Annotated in this window: 1 protein-coding gene; it reads right to left on the bottom strand. The window is 44.4% G+C overall.

Annotated features, from left to right (window positions below):
- Positions 1–20 precede the first annotated feature (20 nt).
- Positions 21–248: helix-turn-helix domain-containing protein (locus RMT89_RS44670; RefSeq protein ID WP_315889475.1), on the bottom strand; the 228-nt coding region annotated here is incomplete at its 5' end.

The raw sequence follows: 248 nt of genomic DNA, 5'->3' as shown, positions 1-248 counted from the left end.
AGAAAGTCTTCTAGCCCTCACTAAATCACCGTTTTTGCCCATAGTTCTTCTGGTTTTCGGATCCAATAGCCGTCCTCGTCTTTTTCCAAGATCCCTGCTTTTGACAGGTCACCTAACAAGCGATAAAGGTGACGATAACTCGTTCCGATGGTGGCTGCCACGTCTGTCATATTGTCAGAGAAAAAGTTCTTATAGGCAGTCTCATAAATATATTTACTAAGACGTTGTTCGGCGGTGTAAAAGGCGGC

It is taken from the genome of Streptomyces sp. P17 (genome assembly GCF_032436805.1).
In the GTDB taxonomy this organism is placed as follows: Bacteria; Actinomycetota; Actinomycetes; order Streptomycetales; family Streptomycetaceae; genus Streptomyces.
Note: the sequence above shows the minus strand (reverse complement) of the source record. Positions and strands in the feature narration are given on the sequence as shown.